At 63.5% G+C, this 21477-nt stretch carries 18 protein-coding genes; 13 read left to right on the top strand and 5 right to left on the bottom strand.

The window, feature by feature from the left end; genetic code table 11:
• Positions 1-15 precede the first annotated feature (15 nt).
• The 3 genes from acnD (at position 16) to prpD (ending at position 5478) form a co-directional block, all read left to right on the top strand.
• Positions 16-2604 (top strand): Fe/S-dependent 2-methylisocitrate dehydratase AcnD, encoded by a 2589-nt coding sequence (gene acnD, locus BLS27_RS22135; RefSeq protein ID WP_043213999.1) that lies wholly within the window; start codon positions 16-18, stop codon positions 2602-2604.
• 130 nt (positions 2605-2734) lie between these two features.
• Entirely contained in the window at positions 2735-3925 is a 1191-nt protein-coding gene (gene prpF, locus BLS27_RS22130) for a 2-methylaconitate cis-trans isomerase PrpF (RefSeq protein WP_043213997.1), read from the top strand.
• 68 nt (positions 3926-3993) lie between these two features.
• Positions 3994-5478, top strand: a complete 1485-nt coding sequence (gene prpD / locus BLS27_RS22125; RefSeq protein WP_090346857.1) for a 2-methylcitrate dehydratase — start codon at positions 3994-3996, stop codon at positions 5476-5478.
• A gap of 157 nt (positions 5479-5635) precedes the next feature.
• Here the strand turns inward: prpD and acnB are convergent, their stop codons facing one another.
• Positions 5636-8245, bottom strand: coding sequence for a bifunctional aconitate hydratase 2/2-methylisocitrate dehydratase (gene acnB, locus BLS27_RS22120; protein ID WP_043213992.1), 2610 nt, complete (start codon positions 8243-8245; stop codon positions 5636-5638).
• Between the two features lie 406 nt (positions 8246-8651).
• Here acnB and BLS27_RS22115 point away from each other — a divergent pair, with 406 nt between their 5' ends.
• Positions 8652-9119, top strand: coding sequence for a DUF1289 domain-containing protein (locus tag BLS27_RS22115; RefSeq protein ID WP_090346856.1), 468 nt, complete (start codon positions 8652-8654; stop codon positions 9117-9119).
• Between the two features lie 48 nt (positions 9120-9167).
• On the opposite strand, the gene queD is transcribed toward BLS27_RS22115, so the two are convergent.
• On the bottom strand, positions 9168-9524 hold the full coding sequence (queD, locus tag BLS27_RS22110; RefSeq protein WP_043213989.1) for a 6-carboxytetrahydropterin synthase QueD: 357 nt from the start codon (positions 9522-9524) through the stop codon (positions 9168-9170).
• A gap of 52 nt (positions 9525-9576) precedes the next feature.
• On the bottom strand, positions 9577-10656 hold the full coding sequence (locus tag BLS27_RS22105) for a hypothetical protein (protein ID WP_043213988.1): 1080 nt from the start codon (positions 10654-10656) through the stop codon (positions 9577-9579).
• Positions 10657-10884: 228 nt separating this feature from the next.
• Between BLS27_RS22105 and BLS27_RS22095 the strand changes: the two genes are divergently transcribed.
• The 5 genes from BLS27_RS22095 (at position 10885) to BLS27_RS22075 (ending at position 14991) form a co-directional block, all read left to right on the top strand.
• Positions 10885-11193, top strand: a complete 309-nt coding sequence (locus tag BLS27_RS22095) for a PepSY domain-containing protein (RefSeq protein WP_043213984.1) — start codon at positions 10885-10887, stop codon at positions 11191-11193.
• Positions 11193-11507, top strand: a complete 315-nt coding sequence (locus BLS27_RS22090) for a PepSY domain-containing protein (RefSeq protein ID WP_090346855.1) — start codon at positions 11193-11195, stop codon at positions 11505-11507. The genes BLS27_RS22095 and BLS27_RS22090 overlap by 1 nt, the downstream gene beginning before the upstream one ends.
• Positions 11508-12176, top strand: a complete 669-nt coding sequence (locus BLS27_RS22085; RefSeq protein WP_070574033.1) for a response regulator transcription factor — start codon at positions 11508-11510, stop codon at positions 12174-12176.
• On the top strand, positions 12173-13492 hold the full coding sequence (locus BLS27_RS22080) for a sensor histidine kinase (protein ID WP_043213977.1): 1320 nt from the start codon (positions 12173-12175) through the stop codon (positions 13490-13492). The genes BLS27_RS22085 and BLS27_RS22080 overlap by 4 nt, the downstream gene beginning before the upstream one ends.
• Before the next feature lie 341 nt (positions 13493-13833).
• Positions 13834-14991 (top strand): HPP family protein, encoded by a 1158-nt coding sequence (locus BLS27_RS22075; protein ID WP_090346854.1) that lies wholly within the window; start codon positions 13834-13836, stop codon positions 14989-14991.
• On the opposite strand, the gene BLS27_RS22070 is transcribed toward BLS27_RS22075, so the two are convergent.
• Positions 14965-15831, bottom strand: coding sequence for a LysR family transcriptional regulator (locus BLS27_RS22070; protein ID WP_090346853.1), 867 nt, complete (start codon positions 15829-15831; stop codon positions 14965-14967). The two genes, BLS27_RS22075 and BLS27_RS22070, sit on opposite strands and share 27 nt — an antisense overlap.
• A gap of 177 nt (positions 15832-16008) precedes the next feature.
• Here BLS27_RS22070 and BLS27_RS22065 point away from each other — a divergent pair, with 177 nt between their 5' ends.
• Entirely contained in the window at positions 16009-17898 is a 1890-nt protein-coding gene (locus tag BLS27_RS22065; RefSeq protein WP_090346905.1) for a propionyl-CoA synthetase, read from the top strand.
• A 22-nt stretch (positions 17899-17920) separates the two neighbouring features.
• On the opposite strand, the gene zapE is transcribed toward BLS27_RS22065, so the two are convergent.
• Complete coding sequence (gene zapE, locus BLS27_RS22060) at positions 17921-18994, bottom strand: cell division protein ZapE (RefSeq protein ID WP_090346852.1); 1074 nt, start codon at positions 18992-18994, stop codon at positions 17921-17923.
• A 248-nt stretch (positions 18995-19242) separates the two neighbouring features.
• On the opposite strand from zapE, the gene BLS27_RS22055 reads away from it, so the two are divergent.
• The 3 genes from BLS27_RS22055 to BLS27_RS24015 form a co-directional block, all read left to right on the top strand.
• A complete protein-coding gene (locus BLS27_RS22055) occupies positions 19243-20400 on the top strand; it encodes a 2-aminoethylphosphonate--pyruvate transaminase (protein WP_090346851.1) in 1158 nt (385 codons plus the stop codon).
• 112 nt (positions 20401-20512) lie between these two features.
• Positions 20513-21340 carry a phosphonoacetaldehyde hydrolase gene (gene phnX / locus BLS27_RS22050; RefSeq protein ID WP_090346850.1) on the top strand — a complete coding sequence of 276 codons (828 nt, stop codon included), beginning with the start codon at positions 20513-20515 and terminating at the stop codon, positions 21338-21340.
• A 58-nt stretch (positions 21341-21398) separates the two neighbouring features.
• Positions 21399-21477: hypothetical protein (locus BLS27_RS24015; RefSeq protein ID WP_244155263.1), on the top strand; the 79-nt coding region annotated here is incomplete at its 3' end.

Genomic DNA, 21477 nt, shown 5'->3' with positions numbered 1-21477 from the left:
GAGCCTGATAACGATATGAACACCGCATTTCGCAAGAACCTGCCAGGCACCGACCTGGACTACTTCGACGCCCGCGCGGCCGTCGAGGCGATCAAGCCCGGCGCCTACGATGGCCTGCCGTACACTTCCCGCGTGCTCGCCGAGAACCTGGTGCGCCGTTGCGATCCGGCTACCCTCAACGCTTCCCTGGAGCAGTTGATCGAGCGCAAGCGCGATCTGGACTTCCCATGGTTCCCGGCGCGCGTGGTCTGCCACGACATTCTCGGACAGACCGCCCTGGTCGACCTGGCGGGCCTGCGTGATGCCATCGCCGAAAAAGGCGGTGACCCGGCCCAGGTCAACCCGGTGGTGCCGGTGCAATTGATCGTCGATCACTCCCTGGCGGTGGAATGCGGTGGTTTCGACCCGCAGGCGTTCGAAAAGAACCGCGCCATCGAAGATCGCCGCAACGAAGACCGTTTCCATTTCATCAACTGGACCAAGAAGGCGTTCAAGAACGTCGATGTGATCCAGCCGGGCAACGGCATCATGCACCAGATCAACCTGGAGAAGATGTCCCCGGTCATCCACAACGATCATGGCGTTGCCTACCCGGACACCTGTGTCGGCACCGACAGCCATACTCCGCACGTCGATGCGCTGGGCGTGATCGCCATCGGCGTCGGTGGCCTGGAAGCCGAGAACGTCATGCTCGGCCGCGCCTCCTGGATGCGCCTGCCGGAAATCGTCGGCGTCGAACTGACCGGCAAGCTGCAACCGAACATCACCGCCACCGACCTGGTCCTGGCGCTGACCGAATTCCTGCGCAAGCAGAAGGTGGTCGGTGCCTACCTGGAGTTCCATGGTGAAGGTGCCCGCGCCCTGACCCTGGGGGATCGCGCCACCATTTCCAACATGGCGCCGGAGTACGGCGCGACGGCGGCGATGTTCGCCATCGATCAACAGACCATCGATTACCTCAAGCTGACCGGCCGTGAAGAGCAACAGGTCAGGCTGGTGGAAACCTATGCCAAGACCGCCGGCCTGTGGGCCGACAGCCTGGCCAAGGCCGAATACGAGCGTGTCCTGAGCTTTGATCTCTCGAGCGTGGTGCGCAACATGGCTGGCCCGTCCAACCCCCACGCCCGCGTCGCGACCAGCGACCTGGCCGCCAAGGGGATCGCCGGTGCCTGGGAGCAAGTCCCCGGGCAGATGCCAGACGGTGCGGTGATCATCGCTGCCATCACCAGCTGCACCAACACCAGCAACCCGCGCAATGTGATCGCTGCAGGCCTGCTGGCGCGCAATGCCAACAAGCTGGGCCTGACCCGCAAGCCGTGGGTCAAGTCCTCCTTGGCGCCAGGCTCCAAGGCCGTGCAGCTGTACCTGGAAGAAGCCGGGCTGGAGAAGGAGCTGGAGCAACTGGGCTTTGGCATCGTCGCCTTCGCCTGCACTACCTGCAACGGCATGTCCGGTGCGCTGGACCCCAAGATCCAGCAGGAAATCATCGACCGCGACCTGTATGCCACCGCCGTGCTGTCCGGCAACCGCAACTTCGATGGGCGCATCCACCCGTATGCCAAGCAGGCGTTCCTGGCTTCGCCGCCCCTGGTCGTGGCCTACGCCATCGCCGGCACCATCCGCTTCGACATCGAGAAGGATGTGCTGGGTGTGGTCGATGGCAAGGAAATCCGTCTGAAGGATATCTGGCCGAGCGATGCGGAAATCGACGCCGTGGTCCAGGCAGCGGTCAAGCCGGAGCAGTTCCGCAAGGTGTACATCCCGATGTTCGCCATCGAGCAGGACACCGGGCCGAAGGTTGCGCCGCTGTACGACTGGCGTCCAATGAGCACCTACATCCGTCGCCCGCCGTACTGGGAAGGTGCCCTGGCTGGCGAGCGTACGCTGCGTGGCATGCGCCCGCTGGCGCTGCTGCCGGACAACATCACCACCGACCACCTGTCGCCGTCCAACGCCATCATGCTCGACAGCGCTGCGGGTGAGTACCTGGCGAAAATGGGCCTGCCGGAAGAGGACTTCAACTCCTACGCCACCCACCGCGGTGATCACCTGACCGCCCAACGCGCCACCTTCGCCAACCCCAAGCTGTTCAACGAGATGGTGCGCAAGGAAGACGGCAGCGTGAAACAGGGTTCGCTGGCGCGCATCGAGCCGGAAGGCAAGGTGACCCGCATGTGGGAAGCCATCGAGACCTACATGGAGCGCAAGCAGCCGTTGATCATCGTTGCCGGCGCCGACTACGGCCAGGGCTCATCCCGTGACTGGGCGGCCAAGGGCGTGCGGCTGGCCGGGGTCGAGGCGATCGTCGCCGAAGGCTTCGAGCGCATCCACCGCACCAACCTGGTGGGTATGGGCGTGTTGCCGCTGGAGTTCCTGCCGGGCACCAACCGCAAGACCCTGGACCTGGATGGCAGCGAGACCTATGACGTGCTTGGCGCGCGTACCCCGCGTGCGACCCTGACCCTGGTGGTGACCCGTCGTAACGGCGAGCGCCTCGAGGTGCCGGTGACCTGCCGTCTGGATACCGCCGAGGAAGTGTCGATCTACGAGGCGGGTGGTGTGCTGCAGCGCTTTGCCCAGGACTTCCTGGAAGCGACCGCCTAAACAGGAGCAGCACGGTCCTTGTGGGAGCGGGTTTGCCCGCGAAGCGTTCGATCAGGCAACACTGTTGCCCGTGCTCACGCTTTGGCGAGTAAACGTGCTCTCACAGGGGCGTGCAAACAGGAATTCGAACATGGCACATGTACCGCAAGTCAAGATTCCCGCAACGTACATCCGTGGCGGCACCAGCAAAGGCGTGTTCTTCCGTCTGCAAGACCTGCCCGAGCGCGCCCAGCAACCGGGCCCGGCGCGCGACGCGCTGCTGCTGCGGGTGATCGGTAGCCCCGACCCCTACGGCAAGCAGATCGACGGCATGGGCGGCGCCACTTCCAGCACCAGCAAGACGGTCATCCTCGCGCGCAGCACTCGCCCTGAGCATGACGTCGACTACCTGTTCGGCCAGGTCTCCATCGACAAGGCGTTCGTCGACTGGAGCGGCAATTGCGGCAACCTGTCGGCCGCTGTCGGTTCCTTCGCCATCAGCGCAGGCCTGGTGGATACGGCGCGCATTCCGCGCAACGGCATCGCCACCGTGCGCATCTGGCAGGCCAACATCGGCAAGACCATCATCGCCCATGTGCCGATCACTGACGGCGAGGTGCAGGAGACTGGTGATTTCGAGCTCGACGGCGTGACCTTCCCGGCCGCCGAGGTGCAGCTGGAGTTCCTCGATCCGGCTGCCGACGAGGAGGGCGGCGGTGGTTCGATGTTCCCCACCGGCAATCTGGTCGATGATCTGGAGGTACCGGGTGTCGGGACCTTAAAGGCGACCTTGATCAATGCCGGGATCCCGACCATCTTCGTCAATGCTGCCGATATCGGTTACACCGGCACCGAGCTGCAGGATGCCATCAACGGCGATTCTGCCGCGCTGATGCGCTTCGAGACACTCCGCGCCTATGGCGCAGTGCGCATGGGGCTGATCGAGCATGTCGACCAGGCGGTGGGGCGCCAGCACACGCCGAAGGTCGCCTTCGTCGCGCCGCCGGTGTCGTACACCGCGTCCAGCGGCAAGCCTGTCGAGGCGGGCGATGTCGACCTGCTGGTGCGCGCGCTGTCGATGGGCAAGCTGCACCACGCCATGATGGGGACTGCAGCGGTGGCGATTGGCACTGCCGCGGCGATTCCGGGCACGCTGGTCAATCTCGCCGCTGGCGGCGGCGAGCGCAGCGCTGTGCGGTTCGGTCATCCCTCTGGCACCTTGCGGGTTGGGGCCGAGGCGCGCAAGGTGGACGGTGAATGGACCGTGACCAAAGCGATCATGAGCCGCAGTGCTCGCGTGTTGATGGAAGGCTGGGTGCGCGTGCCTGGCGATAGCTTCTAGCACGTCGTTGGCGCTCGGCTTGCGTTGAGAAGGGGCTGCGCTGCGGCCCCTATTCAAGGGAGCAGACAATGAGCGCCAACGTAGACCTCAACGACCGCCCGGACTACGACCGGGTCCTGCAGACCATCGCCGACTACGTACTCGACTACCAGGTCGAGTCGGTCGAAGCCCTGGATACCGCCCGCAACTGTCTGATGGACACCCTGGGCTGTGGCTTGCTGGCGCTGCGCTTTCCTGAATGCACCAAGCACCTCGGCCCGCTGGTGGAGGGCACCGTGGTCCCTCATGGCGCAAGGGTGCCCGGTACGGCCTACCGGCTGGACCCGGTCAAGGCTGCCTGGGACATCGGCTGTACCGTGCGTTGGCTGGATTACAACGACACCTGGCTGGCCGCCGAATGGGCCCATCCCTCCGATAACCTGGGCGGCATCCTTGCGGTTGCCGACCACCTTTCGCAAAAACGCGTGGCCAACGGTGAATCGCCGCTGACCATGCGCACGGTGCTCGAAGCCATGGTCATGGCACACGAGATCCAGGGGGTGCTGGCCTTGGAAAACGCCTTCAATCGCGTCGGCCTCGATCACGTGGTACTGGTCAAGGTTGCCTCCACGGCAGTGTGCGCCAAACTGATGGGCGCCAATCGGGCGCAATTGCTCTCGGCCTTGTCCCATGCCTTCGTCGATGGCCAGGCGCTGCGGACGTACCGTCATGCGCCCAATGCCGGCTCGCGCAAGTCGTGGGCGGCGGGCGACGCGTCCAGTCGGGGAGTGCGCCTGGCCGATATCGCCATGCGTGGCGAGATGGGCGTACCGGGCGTACTCACGGCGTCGCAGTGGGGCTTCTACGATGTCTCGTTCAGCCATACCAACAAGGACTTGGCGCTCAAGCCCGTCGACCAGCGCACGTTGCGTCTCCCTCAAGCGTTCGGCACTTATGTCATGGAGAACGTGCTGTTCAAGATCAGCTTCCCGGCCGAATTCCACGCGCAGACGGCCTGTGAGGCTGCCGTGACGCTGCACCCGCAGGTGCGCAATCGCCTGCACGAAGTCGATCGCATCGTCATCACCACCAACGAGTCGGCGATCCGCATCATCTCCAAGGTCGGCCCCTTGGCCAATGCGGCCGATCGTGACCACTGCCTGCAATACATGACTGCAGTACCGCTGATCTTCGGCAACCTGGTAGCTGAGCACTACGAGGACGCATTCCATGCTGCCCACCCCAGCATCGATCGTTTGCGCGAGAAGATGGAAGTGGTCGAGGAGCCGCGCTTCAGCCGGGAATACCTGGAGGCGGACAAGCGCTCCATTGCCAATGGGCTGCAGGTGTTTTTCAAGGACGGGACCCATACCGCCCAGGTGGTGGTGGAGTACCCGATCGGCCATCGGCGGCGGCGCGGGGAGGGCATACCGCTGTTGGAGGCCAAGTTCAGGGAGAACCTGGCGACGCGGTTCGTGCGTCAGCGCTGTGATGAGATCTTTGCCTTGTGCAAGGATCAGGCGAGGCTGGAAGGCACAGCGGTGCAGCGGTTTGTCGATCTCTTTGTGATGTGAGCGCGCCTTGCCAGCCTCTCGCGGGTAAACCCGCACGTTGTTCCATCTGCTTGTGCCTGCCAGGCGTCCAGGGCAGTCAATGCAAGGCCCACAAAAAAGCCCCGGCATCTCTGCCGGGGCTTCTTATTACAGCTTGTAGCTTACAGCTTGCCGCTCATTACGCCTGGACCACTGGGATCTTGGCGTTGGCCGCCGCTTCGCGGAACTCGGCGATTTGGTCGAAGCTCAGGTAGCGGTAGACGTCGGCAGCCATGCTGTCGATGTCCTTGGCGTACTGCAGGTACTCTTCAACGGTCGGCAGCTTGCCGAGGATCGAGGCAACTGCGGCCAGCTCGGCCGAAGCCAGGTAGACGTTGGTGGCGTCGCCCAGACGGTTCGGGAAGTTACGGGTCGAGGTGGAGACCACGGTCGAACCGGTCTGTACACGTGCCTGGTTACCCATGCACAGCGAGCAGCCTGGCATTTCCATGCGCGCACCGGCTTTGCCGTAGATGCCGTAGTAGCCTTCCTCGGTCAGCTGGTGGGCGTCCATCTTGGTTGGCGGGGCCAGCCACAGACGGGTTGGAATGCCACCCTTGACCTTGTCCAGCAGCTTGCCTGCAGCGCGGAAGTGACCGATGTTGGTCATGCACGAACCGATGAACACTTCGTCGATCTTGTCGCCGGCGACGGTCGACAGCAGACGGGCGTCGTCCGGGTCGTTCGGCGCGCAGAGCACTGGCTCCTTGACGTCGGCCAGGTCGATCTCGATGACCGCAGCGTACTCGGCGTCGGCATCGGCGGACAGCAGCTGAGGCTTGGCCAGCCAGGCTTCCATCGCCTGGGCGCGGCGCTCCAGGGTACGGGCATCACCGTAGCCTTCGCTGATCATCCAGCGCAGCAGGGTGATGTTGGACTTCAGGTACTCGGCGATCGACTCTTCCGGCAGCTTGATGGTGCAACCGGCGGCGGAACGCTCGGCCGAGGCGTCGGACAGCTCGAAGGCTTGTTCGACGGTCAGCTCATTGAGGCCTTCGATCTCCAGGATGCGACCGGAGAAGATGTTCTTCTTGCCCTTCTTCTCGACAGTCAGCAGGCCCTGCTGGATGGCGTAGTAAGGGATGGCGTGGACCAGGTCACGCAGGGTGATGCCAGGCTGCAGCTTGCCCTTGAAGCGAACCAGTACCGACTCTGGCATGTCCAGCGGCATGACGCCGGTGGCAGCGGCGAAGGCGACCAGGCCGGAACCGGCCGGGAAGGAAATGCCGATCGGGAAGCGGGTGTGCGAGTCGCCACCGGTGCCGACGGTGTCAGGCAGCAGCATGCGGTTCAGCCAGCTGTGGATGATGCCGTCGCCTGGACGCAGGGACACGCCGCCACGGGTACGGATGAAATCCGGCAGGGTGTGGTGGGTGTTGACGTCGATCGGCTTCGGATAGGCCGCGGTGTGGCAGAACGACTGCATGACCAGATCGGCGGAGAAGCCCAGGCAGGCGAGGTCTTTGAGCTCGTCGCGGGTCATCGGGCCGGTGGTGTCCTGGGAACCGACGGTGGTCATCTTCGGCTCGCAGTAGGCACCTGGACGCACGCCCTGGCCTTCTGGCAGACCGCAAGCGCGGCCGACCATCTTCTGCGCCAGGGTGAAGCCCTTGCCGGTGTCGGCAGGCTGCTCTGGCTTCTTGAACAGATCCGAAGCGCCCAGGCCCAGTTCGGCACGGGCTTTCTCGGTCAGGCCACGGCCGACGATCAGCGGGATACGGCCGCCAGCGCGGACTTCATCCAGCAGGACTTCGGTTTTCAGCTCGAAGGTGGTGACCAGCTCGTCGCTGCCATGGCGGCGTACTTCACCTTTGAACGGATAGACGTCGATGACGTCGCCCATGGCCAGGTTGGTGCAGTCGAATTCGATCGGCAGGGCGCCGGCGTCTTCCATGGTGTTGTAGAAGATCGGGGCGATCTTGGTGCCGAAGCAGAAGCCGCCGGCGCGCTTGTTCGGCACGTACGGGATGTCGTCGCCGAAGAACCACAGCACCGAGTTGGTGGCCGATTTACGCGAGGAACCGGTACCGACCACGTCACCGACATAGGCGACCGGGAAGCCCTTGGCCTTGACCGCTTCGATCTGGGCCAGTGGGCCGACCGAGCCAGGCTGCTGCGGCTCGATGCCGTCACGGGCCATCTTCAGCATGGCCAGGGCGTGCAGTGGGATGTCAGGGCGCGACCAGGCGTCCGGGGCAGGGGACAGGTCGTCGGTGTTGGTTTCGCCAGGCACCTTGAACACGGTCAGGGTGTACTTGTCGGCGATGGCCGGGCGGGCGGTGAACCATTCGCCGGCAGCCCAGGATTCCAGGACGGCTTTGGCGTGAGCGTTGCCGGCCTTGGCTTTTTCAGCCACATCGTGGAAGGCATCGAACATCAGCAGGGTGTGCTTGAGCTGTTCGGCCGCGACGGCGCCCAGTTCGGCGTCATCCAGCAGCGCGACCAGCGTCTCGATGTTGTAGCCGCCCTGCATGGTGCCCAGCAGCTCGGTGGCATGCTTGCGGTCGATCAGCGGGGATTTGGCTTCGCCCTTGGCGATGGCGGAGAGGAAAGCGGCCTTGACGTAGGCGGCTTCGTCGACTCCTGGGGGAACGCGGTGGGTGATCAGGTCTACGAGGAAGGCTTCTTCGCCGGCCGGCGGGTTTTTCAGCAGCTCGACCAGGCCTGCAGTTTGTTCGGCGTTAAGCGGCTGGGGCACGATGCCCAGGGCGGCACGCTCTTCGATGTGTTTGCGGTAGGCTTCAAGCACAGTTATTACCCTCATCAGTGGTCCCTAAAGGGGAGTCCGGGACGCTCATCCAGCATTCTTTGCACCCATGCGCAATGACGGCTTTGTGGGCCGCCCAGCCAGGGTCGCAGAGAATCCTTACAGAAGCTGCTTTCAAAGTTTTACGCCTGTAGAACGGTGAGCTGATGAGGGCTGGCGCGGGCCATGCACGGTGGCATGCCCCGGCCAACGCCGTTCTACCGGATGAACTGTGCTCGTGACGCTTTGAAAACAGCTTCCAACGGACATTGGTGCCTTGAAAAGGCGGTGTGATTCTACGGGAAAAAAAGGGCGAACGTAAGGCGGCGCATACGACTTTAACGAGTGACCCTGCTTAGACAAAGGGCTAACATTGCCGGGTGTTCCACCGCCAGGCTGTTGTCTGTACATGTCCAACCACTCCATCAAAACCCCTTGCGTAGGGCTCTGTTCCACGGTCTATGGCGACCTGGTATGCCGGGGTTGCAAGCGCTTTCATCATGAAGTGATCCACTGGAACAGCTACGATGAGGACGAAAAACGTGCCGTCTGGCAGCGCCTGGAGCAATTGCTGGTGCAGGTGATGATGGCCAAGCTGGAAGTGTTCGACAAACAATGCCTGCGCCAGCAACTGGAGCAACGTTCGATTCGTTTTCTGGCGCACCAGTCCGAGTATTGCTGGGCCTATCAGTTGATCGCCCGCGGCGCGCGCATGATCCGGGACCTGGAAGCCTACGGCATGGCCTTGCTGCCAGAGTTTCGCGACTGGGAGCTGCCGCAGTTGCGCGATGCCATTGACCGGGAGTTTTTCTTGCTTTCCGAAGCGCACTACCAACGCTACATCGCGCCGTCCTTTCTCAAGCAGGCGCTGGGTTAGCCCGCCGACCGCGAGCAGGGGCGCCGCGCAGGCGCCCGTCCAGCGAACTCAGTCGCCGCTGTATTCGCAGCCGCTGGTGCAGGTTTCATGGATGCGGACCTTCGACAGCTCCGGCAGCAGGGGCTTGACCTGGTCCCAGATCCACTTGGCGATCACTTCGCTGGTGGGGTTCTCCAGGCCCGGAATGTCGTTCAGGTAGTTGTGATCCAACTGTTCGTAGATCGGCTTGAAGATCGCCTTGATCTCGGCGAAGTCGCGGATCCAGCCGGTGTGAGGATCGAGCGGCCCGGTCAGGTGCAGACCGACCTTGAACGAATGGCCGTGCAGGCGACCGCACTTATGCCCGGCGGGAACGTTGGGCAGGCGGTGGGCCGATTCGAAAGTAAATTCTTTGAAGATTTCCACGCTTTAGAGACTCTTGAAAACAATGCTGGCGTGCAGTTTATCAGCATGCCCGTTACAAGGCTTGCAGCTGTTCATGAAGCCGCCCGGTGGTGATCAGCTCCAGCAGTTCGTCGCCCAGGCGCCGGCTCTCGGCAATGGCCTTGTACCAGTAACGCTTTCGCGCAGGTGCATCGTCCATGAAGCGTTTGAAGTCGTTGCGGTCTGGCAGCTTGCCGTAGGGCAGAGCGGCCAGGTACTGGGGCGATGGCGTCATCAGCAGCACGTTCTGCAGACGCGTGGCATCGCCGCGGCGCCAAGGCAAGGCTTTATCGAACCAGCCGGGCACCACTTTGTCGGTGAAGTGCGGGTAGAGCACAAGGTCGTCGCCCTGGTAGGGCAGGTCCAGGTGATAGTCGAGCAGGCCGCCGTCGCGGTAGGTGCCGGCGCCTGCGCCGGGAATGTCACGTACGCCTTCCATCACCATGGGGATCGAGCCTGAGGCGAGCAGGGCTTGGCGCAAGTTGGCCAGGTCCAGTGGCAGGCAGCGCGACGGGAAATCGGTCAGGGCGTCCAGCGGCGGCGCGGCACGCCCGTCGTGCAGGATGACCCGCTCGAAGTGCCGCGCCAGGCGCGAGCGGCCCAGCAGGTTGTTGGCGATCACCGAGGACAACCCCATGCCCAGGCGAGCGCGATGGTCGTCGGCGAGCAGGCCGTGGCTTTTGACCACCATGATGTTCAGGCGGTAATGCGGGTTGGCGAGTATCTGCCCATCGCGGCCTTGCAGCAGTTCATCGAGCATGCGCGTGCAGCTTTGGCTGACTTCGGTCGGCGTCACGCCTTTGGCAAAATTTTGCTCGGTGTACAACTCACCCAGGCGGCGCAGGCCATCGACGGGGTCGCTCAGGCAAGCACTGGCGAAGCGCCAGGCACCGATCGAGGCACCGATCAGTGCGCGTTGGCGCGGGGCCGAGGGCAGCCACTCACCAAACAGCGCCAGGTCCAGCCCTTGGATGCCCAGTGGCTTGGGGCCACCAGCGGCGCCTGGCAATACGCCCACATCGGCTGCCCGCAGGCCGCGCTCGCGGATCTGGCGCAAGGCGCGTTGGCCTGCCTTGAAGGTCAGGGCGGGGTACTTGATGTGGATGGCGCTCATGACAGATCTCGCAGGCAACAAGCGGGTGATTATAAAGGGGATTGTCTGTATCGGCCTTTTCGCAGGCAAGCACGCGCCCACAGGTGTGGTCTGCGGGAGCGGGTTTACCCGCGAAATGGGAGACAAAGCTGCGCTATCATGCGGCCAGCTGTTTTCAGGTTGGATTAAGGACCGCGGGGTAATCTTAACCCCGTAGACAACTTGCTGATCTCGATGGAGAGAGAACCCATGAAAACTTTGACTGCCCTGTTCACTGCCGCCGCCCTCGCTTTCGGTGCCAATGCTGCCTTCGCCAAGGACGTTCAGCCCGATGAAGTGGTGAAGCTGGTCAATGCCAAGACCATCAAGTCCCTGGACGAGCTCAAGGCTGCCGCCGTAGCCAAGCACCCGGGTGCCACCGTGACCGACTCCGAGCTTGAGAACGAGTACGGCCGCTACATCTACAAAGTCGAGCTGCGCGACACCCAGAACGTCGAATGGGACGTGGACCTGGACGCCAAGACCGGTGAAGTCCTCAAGGACGAACGAGACAACTGATGAGTGATCTACCGCGAACGGCGCGCTACCTGGCCCTGGCCCTGATGGCCGCCTGTTCGCTGGCCGGTGCTAGAGATCTGGACCAGGATGAAGCCCTCGAACTGCGTCAGAAGGGCATCATCCTGCCATTGGAACACCTGCTCGAATCCGCCCTGGGACGTTATCCCGGGGCGCGTTTGCTGGAGGCGGAGCTCGAAGAGAAACATGACCGATACGCCTACGAGGTCGAGTTGCTGACCCCGGCCGGCGTGGTACGGGAGATCAAGCTCGATGCCCGCACCGGTGAGCTGCTCAAAGACGAGGAAGACGACTGAATGCGCCTGCTGCTTGTCGAGGACAATGTCCCCCTGGCCGACGAATTGATCGCCGGCTTGCAGCGCCAGGGGTATGCCGTGGACTGGCTGGCCGATGGCCGTGACGCGGTGTACCAGGGCCAGAGCGAACCTTACGATCTGATCATCCTTGACCTGGGGCTGCCCGGCCTGCCGGGGCTCGAGGTACTGAGCCAGTGGCGCACCGCCAACCTGGCCACGCCGGTGCTGATCCTCACCGCGCGCGGCTCCTGGGCTGAACGTATCGAAGGGCTCAAGGCCGGCGCCGATGACTATCTGACCAAACCTTTCCACCCCGAGGAGCTGCAACTGCGTATCCAGTCGTTGTTGCGTCGTGCCCGGGGGCTGGCCAATCAGCCGACGCTGGAGGCCGCTGGCCTGCACCTGGATGAAGGCCGTCAATGTGTGATCCGCGAAGGTGTCGACATTCAACTGACCGCTGCGGAGTTTCGCTTGTTGCGCTACTTCATGCTGCACCCGCAACAGGTGTTGTCCAAGAGTCACTTGGCCGAGCACTTGTATGACGGCGAGACCGAGCGCGACTCCAACGTGCTGGAAGTGCATGTCAACCACCTGCGTCGCAAGCTGGGTCGCAGCGTGATCGAGACCCGCCGCGGCCAGGGTTACGTGTATGCCGGGAGCGCGGCGTGAGGTCGATCCAGGCACGCTTGAGCCTGGGTCTGGTGGCCGTGCTGGTGGTGGTCGGCCTGGTCCTGGCCCAGCTGAGTCTGTGGCTGTTCGAGGTCGGCTTGCAGCGTTACCTGGAGGCCGGCCTGCGCAAGGAGAGCGAAAACCTGCTGGTGGCCCTGGTGCGCGGGCCGTCAGGGCTGCAGCTGGACGAGCGACGCATATCGGCGGCCTATCAGCGCCCTTTTTCGGGCTATTACTTTCGCATCGACTTCGACCAAGGCACGTGGCGCTCACGCTCGCTATGGGATTTGGACATGCCCAAGCCTGCGGCTGCGGGGCTCGAGGATGGCCTTGAGCTAGGGCCGGAGGGTCAGCAATTGTTGACCCTGCGTGCAGACTACCGACGCCTGGGCCAGGACATCTCGATCAGCGTGGCCCAGGATTACTCCCCGGTGCGCGAGGGCTTCAGGCGCATGCAACAGATCGGTCTTGGCATGGGGCTGGTGGCGTTGGTGTTGGTGCTGGTGCTACAGCGCCTGACCGTGACCCGCTCGCTACGCCCGCTGGAGCGGGCACGTCAGCAGATCGCTCAGTTGCAGCAAGGCCAGCGCTCCCAGCTCGATGCCCAGGTGCCCAGTGAGCTGCAACCTTTGGTGGACCAGATCAACCACCTGCTGGCGCACACCGAGGACAGCCTGCGCCGCTCGCGTAACGCCTTGGGTAACCTCGGCCATGCCCTGAAGACGCCGCTGGCGGTCCTGCTGAGCCTGGCGGCCAGTGAACGCCTGAAGGGCTTGCCGGACGTACGTGAGCAACTGCGCGAGCAACTCGAGCAGATCCAGCAACGCCTGGCCCGTGAACTCAACCGTGCGCGTCTGGCCGGCGACGCGCTGCCCGGTGCGCAGTTTGACTGTGACACCGAGCTGCCGGGCTTGCTCGGCACCCTGGGCATGATCCATGGCGAAGGGCTGCTGCTTGAACGCGACGTGCCACCGGGACTGTTGTTGCCATGGGACCGCGAGGATCTACTGGAACTGCTCGGCAACCTGCTGGACAACGCCTGCAAATGGGCCGACAGCGAGGTGCGCCTGGGTATCGCGCCGACGGTCGAGGGTTATCAGCTGTGGGTCGACGATGACGGCCCTGGCATTCCCGAAGCCGCGCGTCTGCAGGTTCTGGAGCGGGGCTCGCGCTTGGATGAGCAGGTCGATGGGCATGGCCTGGGCCTGGGTATCGTGCGCGATATCGTCGAGGCTTGGGGCGGGACGTTGGCGCTGCTGGAAAGCCCGTTGGGCGGTTTGCGGGTGAGTATCGCGCTGCCGCGCAAGGGGCGTTGAAGGCGCCACGGGCAGCACCTCGATTGGTTCACTGTGGGGTCTGCCACAGCCCATCGCAGGCTTCGCCAGCGCCCATGAGGACCACCGTCAGCCCTGTATTGGCCGGTAAATCCACTTCCACGAGGCCACCGTAACGCCTGGCACTGCAAAAAAATTGCAGTACAGCGGCACTTTTTTGAATTGGCCCGCTTGCTATCACACCCGGCACAATCGCCGCCATGAAACTTCGTGTTTCCATCTCCAGGGACGGAGCCATTAAGCTATTGCATTGGCAATACAAGCCCAGGCCCGTTCGGCTGGGCTTTCTTTTCAAATCAAGAAGAACACGATCGACTGCCCTGATGTCTGCCTCGCGTCCCGAAAACCGTCTGCAGCGCTTATTGCCTGCGCCCCTGAACATCCCTCCCAAAGAATGGTTGCGTGCTGGCCTTGGCGCGCTGCTTGGCCTGCTGCTTGCCGGAACCCTCGTCAGCCTGGCCTATGGTCCCTCGGTCGCCCTGCACCTGCTCGGCCCCCTGGCCGCCTCGGCAGTGCTGGTGTTCGCGGTGCATTCCGGGCCGTTGGCCCAGCCGTGGCCGGTGCTGGGCAGCTATGCCGTGGCCTGTATCGTGGGTTTGGTGATGCGTCATTACCTGGGTACTGAACTGTGGGTCGCAGCCAGCGCCCTGGGACTGTCGATCGTGATGATGTGCCTGTTACGCTGCCTGCACCCTCCAGGTGGCGGGGTGGCGGTAGGTGCCGTGCTGGCGGACCCGGGGCTGACGGCGCTGGGCAACCATCTGCTAGAGCCGATCGTGCTCGATGCTTTGATCCTGATTGTCGTGGCGGTGCTCTACAACCGTCTCACCGGCGTGCGCTACCCCAAGGGCCCGTTGCCGCGCAAAGACCTGCACCACACCCACGATCCGCTGCCCAGCGAGCGGGTCGGGGTGAACAGCGAAGACCTGGATGTCGCCTTGGAAGAATTGGGCGAGTTCGTCGATGTTACGCGCGATGAGCTCGAGCGCATCATCCTGGCCACCGAGCAGCATGCCCTGCAACGCAGCCTGTACGGTATCACCGCGGCCTCGGTGATGTCCCGTGACGTGCAGTTCGCGTCGCCGGCCACTACCTTGGAGCAGGCCTGGAAGATGCTTGCCAACCACCAGCTCAAGACCCTGCCTGTACTGGAAGGAGGGCGTTTGGTGGGCATTGTCAGCCTCAGCGACCTGGTCGGCCCGGCCATGGCCCGAGCACGTTTCAGTTGGCGTGGGCTGTTCCGTCGCCCGGTGGTGCGTATGGAGCAGGTGATGAGCCGCCGGGTCATCAGTGTCAGCAGCCAGCATCCGCTCGATCGCCTGTTGCCGTTGCTCAGCGAGCAGGGCCTGCATTGCCTGCCGGTGCTCGAGGATGACAAGTTGGTCGGAGTGATCACCCAGACCGATCTTATCGCCGGGCTCAAGCGGCACCTGCTCAACGCCGCCGCGCAACGTTCAGATAATCGGGTCCCAGCGCTGTGACCAATCGCTATCGCCGGTGGCCACCAGCCGGCGCAGCACATTGAAGGCTTGCTGCAAGGCCTCGCTGTCGCGCTTGCGGGCGTAGACAAGAAAGGTCGGGTAGGTGAATTCCGGCGCCTGTGGAACCCGCTCGACCACGCCTTTTTCCAGGTAGGCCTGCACCACCCGCGTCCGGAAATAGCCGCTACCCCCTTGCTCGAGGATGAACTGTAACGCCAAGGGGCCCAGGTTGAAGCTCAGCGCCGGGCGTGCGCAGTCGGGCAGGGCGGCATCATGCTGGCGACGGAAGGCCTCGCCCCAGTCGATGTAGATATAGGGCTCGGGTTGACCGACCCGGCGCACGCGGATCAGCTTTTCCTCCATCAATTGCTCCACCTGCAGCCCCGGGCCGTAGGTCGGCTGGTACACCAGCGCGGCATCGAGCAGGCCCATTTCCACCTTGCGCAGCAACGACTCGCCATCGCTCACCTCGCTGCGGATGGCGTGGCTGGGCAATTCCCGGTGCAGGGCGCTGACCCAGGCGAGCATCATCGGGTTGGCCAGGCTCACCTCGCCCCCCACGTGCAGCACTTGCTGGCACCCTTGGGGCAGCGGCAGGTCGCGGCGGGCGGCCTCCCAGGTCTGCACCATCTGGTTTGCGTAGATGATGAACGCCTCGCCGTCGCTGGTGAGGGTTGCGCCGTTGCGGCTGCGGATGAACAACTGGCAGCCCAGTTGCTGCTCGAGGCGTTGTACCCGCGCGCTGATGGCCGTCTGCGATACGAACAGGCGTTCGGCGGCGGCGACGAGGCTGCCGCAGCGCACGATTTCCAGGAAGGTACGGGCCTGGTCGATATCCATTGAAACGGCTCTTTGGCTCACGAGAAGCCCTATTCTAGGCCTCGTGCTGTAGCGGGGCGACAACCCCGTGCAATCTTGCATATCGGTTGCGACTTAAGTCCGATGGCGGGCGCGGGGTACCGGTCCATACTCGGGGTTCGCCCTTCAATAACAACAAGTACCGGGTTGCAAATCGCCATGACCTACCAGCACAGCTACGCCCACTCCATCGCCGACCCCGCTGCCTTCTGGGCCGAACAGGCCGAACACCTGGCCTGGCATCGCAAGCCTTCGCTGACCCTGCAGGAGAACCCCGACGGCACCCACCGTTGGTTCGCCGATGGCCGCCTGAACAGCTGCCACCTGGCCCTGGACCATCAGATCGAGCAGGGCCGCGGCGACCAGCTGGCGTTGATCTACGACTCGCCGGTGACCGGCGTGCAACAGACCTTCACCTACCACCAGTTGCGAGATGAAGTGGCCCGCCTGGCCGGCCTGCTCCGGCAGCTGGGCGTGGGCAAGGGCGATGGGGTGATCATCTACATGCCCATGGTGCCCCAGGCCGCCATGGCCATGCTGGCCTGCGCGCGAATCGGTGCCGTGCACTCGGTGGTGTTCGGCGGCTTTGCCGCCAACGAACTGGCCCTGCGCATCGATGACGCCCGACCCACGCTGCTGCTCACCGCCTCCTGCGGCCTGGAGTTCGACCGGGTGATCGAATACAAGCCGCTAGTCGATCGCGCCTTGCAACTGGCCAGGCACCAGCCGCGTCATGTCCTGGTGCTGCAACGCCCGCAGGCCCACGCCACCCTGCAGCCGGGGCGCGATCTGGACTGGCAGCAGGCGCAGGCCGGTGTCGACCCGGTGCCCTCGGTGGAGCTGGAGGCGGGTGATCCGCTCTACATCATGTACACCTCCGGCACCACCGGAAAACCCAAGGGCATCGTGCGCGAGAACGGCGGTAACGCAGTCGCCCTGTGCTATGCCATGCGGCACATCTACGGTATGCAGGCTGGGGACGTGTGGTGGGGCATTTCGGACGTGGGTTGGGTGGTCGGGCATTCGCTGATCGTCTATGGGCCGTTGATGAATGGCTGCACCACAGTGTTCTACGAAGGCAAGCCCATTCGCACCCCGGACGCCTCGGCCTATTGGCGCGTGGTTGAGCAGTACCAGGTCAATGGCCTGTTCTGCGCCCCCACCGCCATGCGGGCGATCCGCAAGGAAGACCCGGACGGAGCGCTGATCCGTCGTCATGATTTGAGCTCGCTGCGCCAGTTGTTCCTGGCCGGGGAGAAACTGGATTCGAGCACCCATCAATGGCTGGAGCGGGTCAGCGGCAAACCGGTGCATGACCATTGGTGGCAGACCGAGACGGGCTGGCCGGTCACCGCGCCCTGCGTCGGCCTGGAGGGCAGCGCGGCGCGGCCAGGCTCGAGCAATCGTGCGGTGCCGGGGTACAACGTACAGGTGCTCGATGACGAGGGCCGACTGTTGGGGCCGAACGAGCAGGGCGCGATCGTCATTGCCTTGCCCTTGCCGCCCGGTTGCAGCCAGACCCTTTGGGGTGATCACGAGCGTTACCTGCAGGCTTACCTGCACCCCCACCCGGGTTACTACCACACCGGTGACGGCGGTTACCTGGACGATGACGGCTTTGTCTACATCATGGGGCGCACTGACGATGTCATAAACGTCTCGGGCCATCGCCTGTCCACGGGTGAAATGGAAGACCTGGTCGCCCGCCATCCGGCGGTGGCCGAATGCGCAGTGATCGGCGTTCATGACGAGATCAAGGGCCAGGTACCGCTGGCGCTGGTAGTGCTCAAGGACGGCGATGGGATCGGCGAGCAGCAGTTGCAGGCAGAGCTGGTGGCCAGCGTGCGCGAGCACATTGGCGCCTTGGCGTGTTTCAACCGCGTGCGTCTGGTCAAGCGCCTGCCCAAGACCCGTTCGGGCAAGATCCTGCGCGCGGTGCTGCGCAAGATCGCCGATGGCCAGGACTACGTGCCGCCTTCGACGCTGGACGATCCGGCGGTGCTCGTTGAAATCGAAGGGGTATTGGCGGATCTGCCCAGGGCGAGTTGACTGGGCAGTGCGAAGCGTGCGCTCAGTCAGGCCCGACCTGATGCAGTTGCCCCAGGCGGCTGCGGGTACGCATCAGGTCGGCGAGTGAGCCGCCCAGGCTCTCTGCCAGCGGCCGCTTGCCGATCACTGTCACGGTCTTGTCCTGGTCGTACAGCACGTCCACCAGATTGACGAAGCGTTGCTGCGCGGCCAGCGAGCATTCGGACAGGTCGTCCAGCCCGTCGATGATCCACGCGTCGAATCGCTCGGCCAACGCCAGATAGTCGATTACCGCTGTGGCCTGTTCGCACAGGTCGGCAAAGGCGAACATCACCGCTCGTCCCTGGCTGGCCAGGGCGCGCAGGTTGCGTTTGTTCACCTCCAGCAGGACTGGCTGTGCGACCGGAAGCGCCAGGCTCTGGCGCTGGTTGGCATCGCCAGGCCACAGGTAATGCCCTTGGGTAAAGCGCTGATGCGCGCGGTTCGCCGGCAGGCTGCGAAAGTCCGTGTCACCGCCGACTTCCAGCACCTGCATGCGGCTGTGGATCAGGCGGATCACCGGCAGGAAGCGCTCGTGATACAGCGGGTTGGGCAGCAGCCCCTCGGGGGCGTAATTGGAGGTCACCAGCAGGCACACGCCGCGGTCGAACAGAGCGTTGAACAGGCGGGTGAGGAGCATGGCATCGCCGATGTCATGGACATGGAATTCATCGAAACACAGCACTTGGCAGTGATCGAGCAGTTCGTCCAGCGTTGCGCCCAAGGCATCGTTCAGCGCTCGGTTGCGGTGCATGCCCTGGTGCAGGCGGGCGAAGAAATCGTGAAAGTGCAGGCGGCGCTTTGCCTCGACCGGCACGGCCTGGAAGAACCCGTCGAGCAGCCAACTCTTGCCACGCCCCACTGAGCCATGCAGGTAGAGACTGCGCGCCTGGCCTTGTTCCAGCAGGGCCAGTTGTTCGGCCATGGCCTGGATGACGCGACGTTGCCCGTCGCTCAGCTGGTAGCCGCGGCTGTCGGCCTTGTCCTGAAAGAACGCCAGGAGTCTGTTGTCAGTGGGCGACTCGTTGCGCAAGCGCTGCTTGAAATGACGTAGCGGCATCGGAAGCCAGGCGGACACGTGCGGGTTCCTCGTTGCGAAGGCAGGCAGGGCAGCTTGCAGGAGGCTGGCGCTGTGAGCAATCGAGAATATGCCTAGGGATGATCGTGAAATGCGATGGGTCTAGACGCTGGAGGCGTTGGAAACTGCGATAAATAAACAAAGCTTATTTGTGAAATACGATAAATCGATTTTTCTTATCCAGTGCAAATTGCTTCCATGCGCTCATGCATCACTCCTTCACAAAAACAAAACCGCCGGAGAAGATCATGACCAAAGCCGAAGCCCTCCCGCTCGCCCCGCCAGCCCTGGGTGAGCCCTACCTGCTGACGCCAGGCCCGCTTACCACCTCCAAGGCCACCAAAGAGGCCATGCTGCGCGACTGGGGCTCATGGGACGGTGATTTCAATCGGGTCACGGCCGAGGTTCGTCAGCAACTGTTGAGCATGGCCGGCGTGGAGGATGACAGCTTCGCCTGCGTCCCGCTGCAAGGCAGCGGCAGTTATTCGGTCGAGGCGGCCCTGGCCACGACCATCCCCAAGGACGGCAAGGCCCTGGTCCTGATGAATGGTGCCTACGGCCAGCGCGCCAGCAAGACCCTCGAATACCTCGAGCGCGCCTACATCACCCTGGACAAGGGCGACTACCTGCCGCCCCAGCCGGATGAAGTCGATGCGCTGCTCAAGGCCAACCCGGACGTCACCAACGTCTTCATCGTCCACTGCGAGACCAGCTCCGGCATCCTCAACCCGCTGCGCGCCATCGCCGACGTGGTCAAGTCCCATGGCAAGAGCCTGATCGTCGATGCCATGAGTTCCTTCGGCGCCGTGCCCCTGACCGTTCAGGACATCGCCTTCGATGTGCTGGTCTCGTCTGCCAACAAATGCATCGAAGGCATCCCGGGTTTTGGCTTCGTGATTATCCGTCGCAGTGTGCTGGAGGCCGCCAAGGGCCGCGCCAACTCCCTGAGTCTGGACTTGTTCGAGCAGTGGGCCTACATGGAGCGCACCGGACAATGGCGCTTCACTCCGCCGACCCACAGCGTGGTGGCCTTCCACAAGGCCTTGGAGCAGCACCGTGCCGAAGGTGGCGTGGCGGGCCGGCAAGCGCGCTACACGCGCAATCGCGATGTGCTGGTGGCCGGCATGCGCGAGCTAGGCTTCAAGACCTTGCTTGAAGACTGCTGGCTGTCGCCGATCATCACCACGTTCTTCAGCCCTGAGCATCCGAATTTCGACTTCAAGCGTTTCTACGACGAACTCAAGGCCCGCCAGTTCATCATCTACCCCGGCAAGCTGACCGTGGCCGAAAGCTTCCGCATCGGCTGCATCGGCCAGATCGACGAACACATCGTTCACCAACTGCTGCGTGCCATCGCCGACGCTCTTCTGGCGATGGGCGTGGACATGCAACGTCCAGCTGCCTGAGTCGGCCCTGTCGAGGCGGCACGCTTAGCTGCCTCGACGCTTTCCCATACCGTTGACCTGGATTCCTTGCGCGGATCTTGGGTGCCTGTTAGCGATTTCCGGAGCCACCACGATGCACTACGAACAGCCTTCCTCGTTGCAAGCCGCGATTCTCGACTGGGCCGGTACCGTCGTCGATTTCGGCTCGTTCGCGCCCACCCAGATCTTCGTCGAAGCCTTCGCCGAATTCGGTGTGAGCGTTTCCCTGGACGAAGCCCGTGGCCCGATGGGCATGGGCAAGTGGGATCACATCCGTACCCTGTGCGATGTGCCCGAGATTGCTGAGCGCTACCGCAAGGTGTTCGGTCGTACACCGACCGACGACGACGTCACAGCCATCTACGAGCGCTTCATGCCCCTGCAGATCGAGAAGATCGCCATGCATTCGGCGCTGATCCCGGGTGCCCTTGAGGCCATCGCAGCGGTGCGTGACAAGGGGCTCAAGATCGGCTCCTGTTCCGGCTACCCGAAAGTGGTGATGGACAAGGTTGTGGAACTGGCCAAGCACAACGGTTATGTCGCCGATCATGTGGTGGCCACTGACGAAACACCCAATGGCCGACCATGGCCCGCCCAGGCTCTGGCCAACGTGATTGCCTTGGGCATCGATGACGTCGCCGCCTGCGTCAAGGTCGACGACACCTGGCCGGGCATCCTCGAAGGCCGTCGCGCCGGCATGTGGACCGTAGCCCTTACCTGCTCGGGCAATGCCCTGGGCCTGTCCTACCAGGCCTACAAGTCGTTGCCGGCGGCCAAACTGGCCGAGGAGCGCGCGCGCATCGTCAAGATGTTCGAGCCGTCCCGTCCACACTACCTGATCGACACCATCGCCGATTTGCCAGGGGTGATCGACGACATCAACCAGCGTCTGGCCCGGGGTGAAACACCGCAAGCCTATTGAGCGGCGCACAACGACACCACACTCACAACCCCTACGAGCTAGAGCCAGGAGACACACCATGCGTTACGCACATCCGGGTACCGAAGGCGCGAAAATTTCCTTCAAGAGCCGCTACGGCAACTACATCGGCGGTGAGT

Source organism: Pseudomonas guariconensis (assembly GCF_900102675.1).
Classification (GTDB): Bacteria; Pseudomonadota; Gammaproteobacteria; order Pseudomonadales; family Pseudomonadaceae; genus Aquipseudomonas; species Aquipseudomonas guariconensis.
The sequence above is the reverse complement of the archived record's forward strand: the minus strand, read 5'-3'. Positions and strand labels throughout refer to the sequence as shown.

Coding starts and splice junctions, on each gene's coding strand:
- prpF (WP_043213997.1), top strand. CDS start 2,735: ATGGCACATGTACCGCAAGTCAAGATTCCCGCAACGTACATCCGTGGC.
- BLS27_RS22085 (WP_070574033.1), top strand. CDS start 11,508: ATGCGCCTGCTGCTTGTCGAGGACAATGTCCCCCTGGCCGACGAATTG.
- BLS27_RS22070 (WP_090346853.1), bottom strand. CDS start 15,831: ATGGATATCGACCAGGCCCGTACCTTCCTGGAAATCGTGCGCTGCGGC.
- BLS27_RS22055 (WP_090346851.1), top strand. CDS start 19,243: ATGACCAAAGCCGAAGCCCTCCCGCTCGCCCCGCCAGCCCTGGGTGAG.
- phnX (WP_090346850.1), top strand. CDS start 20,513: ATGCACTACGAACAGCCTTCCTCGTTGCAAGCCGCGATTCTCGACTGG.
- BLS27_RS22090 (WP_090346855.1), top strand. CDS start 11,193: ATGAGTGATCTACCGCGAACGGCGCGCTACCTGGCCCTGGCCCTGATG.
- BLS27_RS22115 (WP_090346856.1), top strand. CDS start 8,652: ATGTCCAACCACTCCATCAAAACCCCTTGCGTAGGGCTCTGTTCCACG.
- BLS27_RS22065 (WP_090346905.1), top strand. CDS start 16,009: ATGACCTACCAGCACAGCTACGCCCACTCCATCGCCGACCCCGCTGCC.
- BLS27_RS22095 (WP_043213984.1), top strand. CDS start 10,885: ATGAAAACTTTGACTGCCCTGTTCACTGCCGCCGCCCTCGCTTTCGGT.
- prpD (WP_090346857.1), top strand. CDS start 3,994: ATGAGCGCCAACGTAGACCTCAACGACCGCCCGGACTACGACCGGGTC.
- BLS27_RS22075 (WP_090346854.1), top strand. CDS start 13,834: ATGTCTGCCTCGCGTCCCGAAAACCGTCTGCAGCGCTTATTGCCTGCG.
- acnD (WP_043213999.1), top strand. CDS start 16: ATGAACACCGCATTTCGCAAGAACCTGCCAGGCACCGACCTGGACTAC.
- BLS27_RS22105 (WP_043213988.1), bottom strand. CDS start 10,656: ATGAGCGCCATCCACATCAAGTACCCCGCCCTGACCTTCAAGGCAGGC.